The sequence below is a fragment of the Acinetobacter sp. GFQ9D191M genome, assembly GCF_011174875.1.
GTDB lineage: Bacteria > Pseudomonadota > Gammaproteobacteria > Pseudomonadales > Moraxellaceae > Acinetobacter.
In genome coordinates, this window is the sequence record NZ_JAALGV010000046.1 from 55,144 (window position 1) to 67,017 (window position 11,874).

Genomic DNA, 11,874 nt, shown 5'->3' on the forward strand with positions numbered 1-11,874 from the left:
GGGAAGTTAATTAGGGACATTTTTTATGCTTATTTTTCATGATATTACAGGATTAGTACGGAAAAACACAAATGGTACGAGCGAAAATCAAATTCATTTGAGCGCAAATTGAATTTGAATTTTTAGAAAATAAGGCGTTTTTAGCTGGTTTTTGATGTTTTTATCCACTTTCCTATTAAATTCTATCCACAAATTAAGTTCTTGTATATTAGAATGAATTTAAAAATATGAGTAAAATATTGTTCATTTTTTAGCTTTTTGCAATATTGGAAATTTGCAAACTAGCAAGTGTTGTAAGTCGCTGTTTATAATAAAATTAAATAGAATAAAAAATACTTCCAGCGCAAATTAAATTCATTTGAGCGCAAATTAAATTCAAAACGTTGCGGATAACTTCTCCAATTTCCTGAGAGCCTTGATAATAAAGACTTTCAGATTTTATGAGGAATAGCCCTTATATATGACCCAACGTTCGCTATTTAGCTTGTTTTACGACAAATCAATAACTTACGCCATTAGGACGGAAGAAAGTTTACAACCCATTTATAAAAAACTTTCGCTGAGTTCAGACTATAACAGAAAATCAATGAGTTACGCCATTAGGACGGAAGAAAGTTTACATCCACTTATAAAAAACTTTCGCTCGTATTTTGACACAACTATAAATCAATAACTTACGTCATTAGGACGGAAGAAAGTTTACAACCCATTTATAAAAAACTTTCGCTGGAAGTTAGGTACAGCCAAAAAGTTATAACCTAACCTTAAAACATACTAAACATACTATCTATGATAGTTGAGCTATTGGATCTGGACAAAAAAGTAAAATCAATAACTTACGCTATTAGGACGGAAGAAAGTTTACAACCCATTTATAAAAAACTTTCGCTCGTATTTTGGCACCACTATAAATCAACAACTTACATCATTAGGACGGAAGAAAGTTTACACCCACTTATAAAAAACTTTCGCTCGAAATTTGCCAGCAATATAAATCAACAACTTACATCATTAGGACGGAAGAAAGTTTACAACCCATTTATAAAAAACTTTCGCTCGAAATTTGCCAGCACTATAAATCAACAACTTACATCATTAGGACGGAAGAAAGTTTACAACCCATTTATAAAAAAGTTTCGCTCGAAATTTGCCAGCACTATAAATCAACAACTTACATCATTAGGACGGAAGAAAGTTTACAACCCATTTATAAAAAAGTTTCGCTCGTATTTTGGCACCACTATAAAACAATAACTTACGTCATTAGGACGGAAGAAAGTTTACAAACCATTTATAAAAAAGTTTCGCTGGGTGCCTATCTTGAGCACATATTTATTTGATCAAGTATTACATTGGTTAACTTACATTGTAATTGTGAATATTACTCATATAAGGCACTGTTTTTCATAGTCTTATTTATTAAGAAATTACTGTTAAAAATGCTTTTAATCGTAGTCTAATTAACGAATTGATGCTATAATGTCTACTCAGAATGCCTATGGGAATTCGAGATATGCAATATCAATCATTTAGTCTTAGACATCAAAAAATACTCATTGACTTCAATGTGTTTAGCTCTGGCTCGTCTGATATTTTGCTAAAAGGTGTTTTATCTGCCGAATTGCTTATTCTAGTTGATAATTTAAATGCATTTTATTCTGCAGAAGACGGTAGATACGTTGTATCAGCTGAAAAAGTTAACCACGTTACAGGTCTAGATTTTAATAAGAAAACTATCAACCAGATCATGCGTGAAGCTTGTGATTTATCATTTATGATTGATACAGATGCGAAGCAAGCTGCAGCACCTATGATTGACGAAATTCAAATCTTATCAAGTGGCGATATTACTTTTAAACTCACTAAAAGCTTTGATTTTTTTAGAAATTCTCTTAGTTTTAAAAGCATATATGAGAAGCTACCATACAGGTTCACTACTTCTAAACTAGAGTTACCGCAGATCGGTCAACAAATAATGTTAATTGCGTAATTAAGCCTCTGACGAGGCTTTTTTATTGTCTAAAATTTAGTTAGTATATACACAGCTTTAAAGCGAAAAGACTACAACGTTAGTTGGGTTGCAAATATATTTTTATTTTTATTTTTTAATTCAATCTCAGGCAATGTACGTTGTACGTTGTCTAAAGTGGAGCAGTTATGCAAGATTCTTCACAAGTCTGCATAAGTAAAGGAATTTCAGAAGATGAAATTTTTGGACTATCGCAGTCAATCAAAGACTCAATTATTAATGCCGAAACAAAAACCATGGATCTCTTGGGTTACGGCAACAAAATCAGTAATTTCATAGTCGAATGTTATCTAGATATTCCAGTTGTTGATCAATTCATTTTTTACTTAATGTTGGTGAATGCCAAAAATAAGTATGCACATCAGCTGCAGCGCGTTATCGCTGAAAAACCTGAATTATCCCAAATTGAAGCATTACAACTAGCGAACAACTTTGTTCTGAATTTTGAATACATCCGTCAAATTCTTTTATTCAAAAATAAAGCTAATTACCTTAGCAATGGCCGTATCAAATCTTTGGCATGGAATACGCTAAATAGTGTTGGTAAAGTGATGCTACCAATGAGCTCTTTACGCCAAATGGACAGCGAACCATTTTCAAGAAATGACGTAGACAGCGTAACTCATAAAAGAATGTTTGCCAGTACGGGCTATTTTGAATTAGATAACAATGCGTTTATTTGCTATCAGCTTGAAGAAACGTTGATTGCCAATCTATCTGAATTAGATTTTGATAAAAAGGGGCGCTACACAGTTCTCGACACTTTAACGGTTCTTGGATTTAAGGACCGTTTTGATCTTTATATGTATAACTTGATGAAGATCAATGAGTTTCGTGGCGAAGTGGTTATTCCTTACATTGACTTCAAAGCATTAACCGAGTTTTCAGTAGAATTTAAATACAAAGCAAGTGATTTTTACCGTAAACGACTTCTTGTTTCATTAGAAAGACTGAATAACAATCCATCTATTGAATTATTTATTTCTGTTAAGTATGAACCATGCAATAAGCGTACACCAGATCGTGACAATTTTTGCAATTATCGTTTTCAGATTCAGTTGAAGTCCAACTATCGTAAAGCGCTTAATACATTAAATGAAATGTGTGCAAAGGTTCAGGATGAACAGGGCAATGAGCTTAAAATCAGTAATGCGCTCTTCACTTCAGCAATTCGATTGAATAATGGTGAACCTGAAAAAGTAATAGAACTTGTTAAGGATCGTTTAGCTGCTTATACAACTAAGAATGGACCATCATATTTAGCTAAAAATCTTAATTTGGTTGCGTCTTATGTTACGCGAGCTCTAGAAGATCTATATAAAAGTAATCACTTCTTTGAAAGATTCCTAAACGATATGAAGCAAGCAGATAATTTACTTTATCTGAGAAATCGTGATAAGAAAGTTGAGATCGAAAACAAAAGTGCATCTACTTTCTCAAGCGAATTCATTAATATTCGCGACAAAGTTGATGTTACCACTTGTGAAATTCTTACAAACGCTGAGTACATTTCAAAGAAAACGGAAGCTACTGTAATTATTGATTATGCTTTCATACGTAATTCTATTTTTATTACACATCCTCATTTGCGCCACCAGCGAAATGCAGACGAGAAAAAATACATAGATCTCGTGTGTGAAAGCACAAAGCTTTGCCAAATATTCTTTGGTACGGGTAATGAAAATAAAAAAACGTTAACTCAAAACTATTTAACAGAACTCCTGTTTGAACATTTTTTTGATGATAATTTCCACTTGAACTCAGATGTATTAAAGAATCTTCTAAAAAAAGATAAGGACTATTGGGTACAAGAAAAGCAAAAGACATTTATGCGGTTGTGGAAACTTGCAAATGAGTTCAGTTTAAAAGCTATTAGTCCAGCGAACTACAACGGTAAAGAGAGTTCAGACAATGAATAATAAACTTTATTTATGTGCAATTTTTACGGCTACTATATTGAGTAGTAGTGCAAATGCCGATTTTAGTGATTGGTATAAAAAAGCAACTTCAAATGAAGATTCAACTCAGCAAGTGCCAGCTCAACAACAGCAAGCACCTGGTCAAATTCAACAGCAAGCACCAGTTCAGGTTCAGCAACAGCCGATACAGCAAAGACAATATAATTCTAATCGGAACACCACAGCTACGCGTTACCAAAACAATAATGCAAATGTCACTGGTGATTCTGGCCTTGAAGCACGAATGAATAACTTGAATTCGACCATTGAGAATCTAAACAAGTCATCAAAAAGTGGTGACAACCTCACGAATAACTATCTAAATATTGTTCAATTCATAGTGATAAACGAAGAAACACGTAAATTGGATGGTAAAGACAATACATCACTGATCAATAACATGTTGGCTGGTATTGTGAGTTGTCAGAATAAATACAAAGTCGATGTTATACAAAAAGTGAATAATCAACTCCCAAGAGATGTTGCTAACACCGTACAACGGTATTTAAGCCAGAATGGACGCTCTATTGGTGCAAACGGCAACTGTTTATACTAATTAAACCCCCTTTTAAAACCGTCCTTAAAAGGCGGTTTTTTTTATTCTTAAAACATACCTATTTATTTTAAAACCACATTCTATATACTACTAACAGTTTAATGAATATTAATGTGGGTTTTATCATGATCAGTTCTAAAACAATATATGAACTATATCAATTGCTGAATCAATCCGAAGTACAAGAATTAAAATCATCTATAACTGAGACTTTTGGTGCAGATGTGGAAAGTGAAGTTGATAAAAGCCCGGTCTTACAGCAAAAGATCAATTATTTTATTTATCAATATATACATCTCAAGCATCCAGAAAGAACAGACAAGATCTTATTCGATGCAAATGAGTCGGCTCACGAGGTTGTAAAAACAGAACACCTTAAAAGTGAGCCAGTACCCTTATTAAAAGATTTTGTATCAAACAGCAGCAATAAAAGTTTAGCACCTGAAGAACAAAAAGATGTAATTGCAGTCACTTTACCAGCCGAATTATCTGACATTCCTGTTGAACCAACAAATCAAAACCATACAGGAAATAATGAAGTAAAACATGACTATAACATTATCCTTGATGGTCGAACTAAGCTAAATATATTGCTCGAAAGATATTTAAGTGGTGTTGATGATGTGGCTCGTGAAATCATTGTGAAGTGCTTTCTTGTTATCTCTATATTTGTAGCACTGATCTCTCTTGTTATGGTTCTTCTGAATACGACCAATATTAACCAGATCCAAGAAATGTATGATATTGGCCATAAAACATTCCTATTCCAATATGCTGAAGTCTGCAATGTAAATGTTGAAGTTGCAAAAGCGAATCCATGTGTTATCTCAGAAATCAATAAACGTATTTCTGAACTATCAAATAGCAGATTTTGGAACACGTTCGGGGTGGTGCTTTTCTCACTTTTATCGTGCTTTTTCTTCTACCATATCTCTACTTACCGTGATTCTAAAGATAAGCACAACGGCTAGTCTTAAAAGGAGGGTAGGGTGTTTTAAAATGGTCTTAAAAGGCCATTTTTTTATTTTAATAACAAAGTTTTATAGTTGATAAAAGGTATTCTAAAAGTATAATAGATACACTCTTAAAACTGGAATGCGTTGTGCTTTTTAAAATTCCAAAAACGGGTGAGATTGATTCAAGTGAACAATCGATGACAGGCCTGGTACTCAAATCGGCATACAACTTAGTTGCCATTTTCAATATTTGCTACATCTTTGTAGTTGTATTCTTTGTGTTTGAAATGTTTTTAAATACAACGATATACAAGATTAAATATCTACCAGAAACCCTCAATACTCCATCATATATATTGCAAATCATCATATTCATTTTATGTTTTTCTTCACTTCTGTATGCGATAAACAAAATGTTTGATGAAAAGTATATCCCTACACGCAAAGAAATCTATCTATTCCTTATCTCTTTTACTATCAATAGTTTATCAATGTTTAATTTTTTAGCTACCAAATAACACTGTAATACCAAGTTCCCACCGTAGCCTAAGCAAAAGTTACCTGTTTTTTTGGGTTTTAAAAGCAGTGAACAAGGGCAGAATTAAAACACAAAAAAATAAAATTAATAGTTTTAAAAAATATTTTTTAAAACTAAATCAGTGATAATATGTAACCAACGTTAAGTTTAAGAAAGTATATTATGTCTGATATTCGCAGCATCTATTTTTACGGTAATAATAAAAGCATCAAATTGGGTAAAAACCCAATCTTAAATACTGTCTTTGAAATTTTTCCAGCCACTAAAACCCCTTTAAAGCGGATTCTTAATCATAACCACCAGTGGGTTAGTAATTGCGCTTTTTACGTGCCTAACGATGTGAAAAGTGAATGGGTTAAAACGGTAACACTTTCAATTTTGACAATCTCAATTATGGCTTCCTTCCGTAATGCAATTGCACAGCAAAAAGGGTTGTCACCAAACGATGAAGCACTTGATGAAGAGGTAGAGAACCTTGTGCCAGATTCGTTATTCAATTCTGCTATTGAATTATCGGATCTTAAAAAAAGTTTATTAGAAGTTCTGCCAAATTTAATGAGCGAATACCTTGCACAAAACTTTGGTGAATACGAAAGCATTATTACAAACGGTGTAGCTAAGCTTTTTATTGATAACCATGAATTTTTGGATAAGCAACTTGATTCTGATGCTGGAACAGATAATCAGATTTCAATGTTAAATTTTACTGACAATGCAGATGAATTATTTCACACAACAAACTATATTTTAGTCCGTATTGCTGATTCAAATGAAAACTTGAAAATCAACTTTACTAACAGCAAACCACATGCAGAACACTTAGGCCGAATTCTGCATACATTGTTGGGGGATGAAAGTTTTGAGATCTCAAAAGGTTCAATTGAGATACCTAATGACGAAGATGGCCAAGAAATTTTCATCTTTGAAAAAGAAACGAACTTTATTGATTTTTACAATTCATTATTGCTGGAAGTTAGTTTTTTTCTAGATCATGCAACAGTCTTAGAGCATATAGAAAAGTATGCACCAATTAACCAAACACTAAGCAGTTTGAGTGAGAATTTAGAAAAGAATATTAACTTTGTCATTTCTTCATTCAAAGAAACTCGCGATCTATCTGCATATTTAGAAAGCCGTGCTCAAATCATAGGGTTAATTCATGAAGCTGCACAAATCGCCAGCATTGAAATACAGCCAGTTGCTCAGGCTAAGGACCTTAAATCGTTAATTGAATCGCATCACCTGGTTACTTTTAATGATAAAGACACCTTTAAACAATTTAATTTATTTTGAGGTGAATATGAAATTTGTTATTAAAAATGGCATTGGTACACGTAAAGTCGAAGTGGATCTCGCATTAGATATACCATTGGTGCTACAAAAATCCATTTCTGTAATTGAGTATGAAGATTTCTTTAAATATTTTAGTGAGCAACATTTTCACATTTGCAAATTTAGAACGTTGAACTTTAAAGATAATAGCGTAGAGGGAAGTAGTAAGGAATTAAATCGCTTTATCTGGCTTGCTATGGCACATCAAGCTTATATGGAGCGTAAAGCTTTACTACCAAGTAAATATATTGCGGATCTAGAAGCTTCAATTTCAAGCATGTTTAATTTAGAGAGCGAATCGCGAGAATGGTACCGAGCTATTCACAAAGCCATAGATGCTTACCTTAAATCACAATTTCCTGAAGCAATAGAGTTTTTACCTTCCAACATTGCACCACTGGATGAAGTGACTAAAATTCTTATGCAAGAAGTACAGCCAGTGATACCAGTTGCAGACGAGCCAGCGAAGCTTTATAGCTGATTCTAGAAATAATTAAGACATAAAAAAACCATCTAAAAATTAGATGGTTTTTTTTGTTTGTGTTTTTATAATTTTGCGAATACTTCAGGATTGTCATTCATAAACTGTTCAATGAAATCATTGTCTAATTCGACATGTTTTGGAAGCTTCTCATGTTCACGAACAATGGATTTTATAGATTCAATATTTTGCTGATTGAAAACAGGTGTTGTACGGCTCTTATAGCCAGTATCAGCCATCGCATAGCGATCATCAAACATACCTGAAGAGGTATTAGAATCGACTTCTGAGTCGCTTATAGATAGTGTTAAGTTGCGGTCTTCAGCTAACTTTAAAATGAATTCGTCAGAGATAAAGTTACGTAGCTCATGCAGCATAGATTCAACTTTATTGTGTTTAAAAAGCACCTTTGCAATTGAACGACAAGATAAGAAACCTTTTGTGATGTTTAGATCTAGTAATTTTTGAGGAATGATTGGATCGCTTTTCTTGTTGCTATTCGCGATCTGTTCAACTTCTTCATCAGTCATAGAAGCTATAATGTTTTTAAAGAAATTGCCATATTGAAACTTTTCAATTTTCTCCAGCATTGTCACTTGTTCTGTATCTAATAAGCAAAAAGAAATAGGTTTAAGCTTGCGTTGGTCGGTTTTGCTTAAACTGCCATTTTGGTTTAAGCGGTTCTCTTTGGTTTTAGCGTTAGTTTTAGAGTTAGTCATTTTAAACACCTTTCAATATGTTTTAAACTTTGGTTAATACCAATAATCATATTATAAGTGGTTTTAGCTAAAATACAAAAAATGAACATTTTGTTTTTTTAAAAAAATCTTTTAAATGTTTTTCGTATATACTATAAGAATATCTATCTTAAAAGGTATAACTCGTGATTAAAACTGATACAGGCGATACGGTTGGAGGGGGTTTAACGAATCCTCAGGATGAAGTTCTAGCATTGTTAGAAGAGTGCTTAAACTCTGAACAATATACAGCTCGTATTACTTATATTTGTGAAGATGGCGGTCAATTAGTAGGTAAAAAGGCAGCTTTAAAGATTTTAAAGGAACAAGAGGACAATGGTTTAATGCTGGTTCCAATACCAGTCTTAGGAAAACAACTAAGAGTCTGGAGTGGTTTAAGTAAAACCAAAATGTCTAGTCACACAGGATTGTACAACAATATACAGTGGTCAAAGTTTGAAAGTGGCGAAAAGTTAATAACAAAGCAAGCGTGGACATTACTTCAACTTAGACTTGGGGTTCATCCAAAATACAAATTGGTTTTAAAAAATGAATTAGATGTCGAGTGAATTATATGTTAGTGAAATTAGCCCTTAGTGGTCATGCTTCTCCAGAAGCTTTAAGTAAATTTGAACGTATCAAAGCGTATGTGCCAGATAGCGCACCTGTTTTGGTCACATACTTTAATAAACAAGTTTTATTAAGTGATCTACTGGTTAATTTTTCTAATTTTTTACCATCGCTCGAAATCACAAAAGATAAAGACATGCTGGTTACGATTAGAGGAAATGAAACACCTTTAGTCGAATTTATTGTCAATTTAAAACTATACAGCATGAAATTAGGCAAACTTTTCTTTGAATTTGAGAATCAATTTAAAGAAAAAGAGCAAGACTTTAAGGGCTTTATTAAACGTCACAAACTTAAAGGTTTTGATCATGCCAATTTTGTTAATTACGTGAAACTAGGTGCATATGATAGTGCTTTAGACATTATCAAACACCAGTACGAAAGCGTTAAAAAAACATTCTTTGTACTGTTTAAAGATCGTTTCACCCTATTAGAAAGCAAGGGTTTTATTTAAGGATATTCTATGGAAATGTTAGATCCATCAAACACAAACCCTGGGCTCTTTTTAGTCATAATGGCTACGGCAATTGGTACCATACTTTTTGGTTTTTTAATTGTCGCTTTAATTGCACGATATAAGTTCAAGATTAGAGTTACGGTATCTAGTTTTATAGCTGCAGTTACTTTATCTGTATTTAGCTTTATATGCTTTGGTTCACTTGGTCCGATGGAACCTAAATACAGTACTTCAGTTGTTCAGCTTTATGCGTTGGGCTTACTGGCTGGTACTTTAATATTAAATATAGTTCTTCTGAAATTATTCAGCCCTAAAACTATTGAACAGTTAGCTTTGAAAGGTTTTAATAAGTCAGAAAATGAACAAAAAGAGCATTACAAAAACATCTTAAAAGAGTTTAAATGTATTACTGATTTGGAAGATAAAAACAAGCTTAATAAGCGCAGTTTTAACTTGTTAAATGTTTTTAAACATAAAGGAAAACAAAATGTTTGATTTTAAGATGAAATCTTTGTGTGTTTTGGCTGTTGCCGGATCTCTTTTAACTGGTTGCGTATCTAGTACTATTGATGGAATGGGTTCTAAACGCAAACAAATCATGTTGTATTCTGAAAAAGAATATCTTCAGCAAAGTACTCAGTCTTACAACAACATCATCACGACTGCTAAACAGCGTGGATTGATTGTGAATAACGCTCAAGTAAATAGAGTAGCAAAACGTCTTATCGCACAAGTTCCACATTATCGAGCTGACGCAGCAAATTGGAATTGGGAAGTTAATACAATCCGAGATAATGAAATCAACGCGTTTTGTCTATCTGGAGGCAAGATCGGTGTGTTGACTGGTTCTATCACAAAAATTAATGCAACTGATGATGAATTGGCTGCACTGATCGGCCACGAAATTGCACATGCTTTACGTGATCATGGGCGTGAAAAGGTAAGTAAAAAGCTTTTAACTGGTTTAGGTGTGCTTGCAGCTAGTTCGGCTGGTCTTGGTGACATGGTTGTATCTGGCACAAGTTTACTAGGCGATTATGGGGTTAACTTACCTGGTTCGCGCAAACTTGAAAGTGAAGCGGATCTTCTAGGTGTTGATATTATGGTTCGTGCTGGTTACAACCCACAGGGCGCAGTCAGCTTTTGGAATAAAGTAGTAGCCCAAGAAAAACAGGGCACTAAAATTGATTTCTTATCAACGCATCCTACTTCAGAAAAAAGAATTGTAGCGATCCAAGAATACATCAACCAAAATTACAGGAAATAATATAAGGAGCTGGTTATGGATATTTACACAGTTATCCGAGTGAGCAAAAAGTTGTTTGACCACGGTTATGTTGTAATACCAGAACACAAAGTAGATTTTAAATCGGCTTTACTGCTCTTAAATGAACAAACCGTTGATGATCGATTTCTAATATCTAAAGATATAGTAGGTGCTGAAATCAGAGGGAATTTTGCCTTAATTGAAAAGGAGGGGAAGTTTCAATTGTTTACCAAAGGAATAGATTACTTTTGTTTGAATGTTGAGCCTGAAAAATCCAGTACTGATCCTAAACCTGAAAAAGAGGTAAAAAAGAGTAAAGTAGTTCTCAAAAACCGTTATTTATATAAAAGTGGCGTGAAGAAGATAGGGGAGCTGGACACGTACAAGAAAAGAAGCGTCAAGATTACGAATGTAGGAAAACCATTTGTACTAAAACAAAAATTGCATGACGTTCCAGATTGGCTTTTTGAAAAGCTAAAAGACCAAGATGTATGTTGGATCTATTTTGAATATGCTGAAGAACAATTATCAGAGGCACCAATAGAAACTGCACCAATCAATTTAAAAAGTGACATTGAAAGTTGTGTTAAATACTTTAAGTTACATGGTGAAAAAACAAGAAAAAAACCAATTATCAATGCTGAAGCACCAGGTAACGTAAACCTATTCAGATATTGTGATTTACGGCGCATTGATCAGGAATTAAAAGTCTTATTTGTTTGTAGTGAAAACTATCTTTGGTTACTGGAACAAAATAGACAAGATCCACTACCTAACATCAAATTAAACAATATTAGTTTTGGCGGTTGGATCATTCCCAAGACGACAAACCAAGATATGTTGAATAAGCTAATAATGTTAGATAAAGAATTAAAAACGAATCCAGATGCTTATCTTCTAAGTGTACGAGAGAGAGATGGATCCGTAAATTTG

General features: G+C 33.4%; 12 protein-coding genes. 11 read left to right on the forward strand and 1 reads right to left on the reverse strand.

Annotation, left to right across the window (positions count from 1 at the left end):
- Positions 1–1,513: 1,513 nt before the first annotated feature.
- The 6 genes from G5T77_RS08285 (at position 1,514) to G5T77_RS08315 (ending at position 7,850) form a co-directional block, all read left to right on the forward strand.
- On the forward strand, positions 1,514–1,990 hold the full coding sequence (locus G5T77_RS08285; RefSeq protein ID WP_005005780.1) for a hypothetical protein: 477 nt from the start codon (positions 1,514–1,516) through the stop codon (positions 1,988–1,990).
- Between the two features lie 167 nt (positions 1,991–2,157).
- Positions 2,158–3,948 (forward strand): hypothetical protein, encoded by a 1,791-nt coding sequence (locus tag G5T77_RS08290; RefSeq protein WP_005005779.1) that lies wholly within the window; start codon positions 2,158–2,160, stop codon positions 3,946–3,948.
- On the forward strand, positions 3,941–4,543 hold the full coding sequence (locus G5T77_RS08295; protein ID WP_005005776.1) for a hypothetical protein: 603 nt from the start codon (positions 3,941–3,943) through the stop codon (positions 4,541–4,543). Before G5T77_RS08290 ends, G5T77_RS08295 begins: the two co-directional genes overlap by 8 nt.
- Before the next feature lie 125 nt (positions 4,544–4,668).
- Positions 4,669–5,514, forward strand: a complete 846-nt coding sequence (locus G5T77_RS08300) for a hypothetical protein (RefSeq protein ID WP_024160863.1) — start codon at positions 4,669–4,671, stop codon at positions 5,512–5,514.
- A 685-nt stretch (positions 5,515–6,199) separates the two neighbouring features.
- Positions 6,200–7,330 (forward strand): hypothetical protein, encoded by a 1,131-nt coding sequence (locus G5T77_RS08310; RefSeq protein WP_005005771.1) that lies wholly within the window; start codon positions 6,200–6,202, stop codon positions 7,328–7,330.
- A 7-nt stretch (positions 7,331–7,337) separates the two neighbouring features.
- Positions 7,338–7,850, forward strand: a complete 513-nt coding sequence (locus G5T77_RS08315) for a hypothetical protein (protein ID WP_005005767.1) — start codon at positions 7,338–7,340, stop codon at positions 7,848–7,850.
- A 65-nt stretch (positions 7,851–7,915) separates the two neighbouring features.
- On the opposite strand, the gene G5T77_RS08320 is transcribed toward G5T77_RS08315, so the two are convergent.
- Positions 7,916–8,569, reverse strand: coding sequence for a hypothetical protein (locus tag G5T77_RS08320; protein ID WP_005005764.1), 654 nt, complete (start codon positions 8,567–8,569; stop codon positions 7,916–7,918).
- 164 nt (positions 8,570–8,733) lie between these two features.
- Between G5T77_RS08320 and G5T77_RS08325 the strand changes: the two genes are divergently transcribed.
- From G5T77_RS08325 to G5T77_RS08345, 5 genes are all read left to right on the forward strand, one after another.
- Positions 8,734–9,156: a hypothetical protein gene (locus tag G5T77_RS08325; RefSeq protein WP_005005760.1), complete on the forward strand. Its 423-nt coding sequence runs from the start codon at positions 8,734–8,736 to the stop codon at positions 9,154–9,156.
- Between the two features lie 5 nt (positions 9,157–9,161).
- Positions 9,162–9,671, forward strand: a complete 510-nt coding sequence (locus tag G5T77_RS08330) for a hypothetical protein (protein ID WP_005005759.1) — start codon at positions 9,162–9,164, stop codon at positions 9,669–9,671.
- Between the two features lie 9 nt (positions 9,672–9,680).
- The gene (locus tag G5T77_RS08335; RefSeq protein WP_005005757.1) at positions 9,681–10,169 is read left to right on the forward strand and encodes a hypothetical protein; all 489 of its coding nucleotides are present in this window, start codon (positions 9,681–9,683) and stop codon (positions 10,167–10,169) included.
- A complete protein-coding gene (locus G5T77_RS08340; RefSeq protein WP_005005756.1) occupies positions 10,162–10,941 on the forward strand; it encodes a M48 family metallopeptidase in 780 nt (259 codons plus the stop codon). The genes G5T77_RS08335 and G5T77_RS08340 overlap by 8 nt, the downstream gene beginning before the upstream one ends.
- Positions 10,942–10,956: 15 nt before the next feature.
- The coding region (locus G5T77_RS08345; RefSeq protein ID WP_077170161.1) for a hypothetical protein at positions 10,957–11,874 on the forward strand (918 nt) is incomplete at its 3' end.

What these genes read in the sequence shown, in the direction of transcription:
- G5T77_RS08285 (WP_005005780.1), top strand. Translation starts at nt 1,514, where the DNA reads ATGCAATATCAATCATTTAGTCTTAGACATCAAAAAATACTCATTGAC.
- G5T77_RS08290 (WP_005005779.1), top strand. Translation starts at nt 2,158, where the DNA reads ATGCAAGATTCTTCACAAGTCTGCATAAGTAAAGGAATTTCAGAAGAT.
- G5T77_RS08295 (WP_005005776.1), top strand. Translation starts at nt 3,941, where the DNA reads ATGAATAATAAACTTTATTTATGTGCAATTTTTACGGCTACTATATTG.
- G5T77_RS08300 (WP_024160863.1), top strand. Translation starts at nt 4,669, where the DNA reads ATGATCAGTTCTAAAACAATATATGAACTATATCAATTGCTGAATCAA.
- G5T77_RS08310 (WP_005005771.1), top strand. Translation starts at nt 6,200, where the DNA reads ATGTCTGATATTCGCAGCATCTATTTTTACGGTAATAATAAAAGCATC.
- G5T77_RS08315 (WP_005005767.1), top strand. Translation starts at nt 7,338, where the DNA reads ATGAAATTTGTTATTAAAAATGGCATTGGTACACGTAAAGTCGAAGTG.
- G5T77_RS08320 (WP_005005764.1), bottom strand. Translation starts at nt 8,569, where the DNA reads ATGACTAACTCTAAAACTAACGCTAAAACCAAAGAGAACCGCTTAAAC.
- G5T77_RS08330 (WP_005005759.1), top strand. Translation starts at nt 9,162, where the DNA reads ATGTTAGTGAAATTAGCCCTTAGTGGTCATGCTTCTCCAGAAGCTTTA.
- G5T77_RS08335 (WP_005005757.1), top strand. Translation starts at nt 9,681, where the DNA reads ATGGAAATGTTAGATCCATCAAACACAAACCCTGGGCTCTTTTTAGTC.
- G5T77_RS08340 (WP_005005756.1), top strand. Translation starts at nt 10,162, where the DNA reads ATGTTTGATTTTAAGATGAAATCTTTGTGTGTTTTGGCTGTTGCCGGA.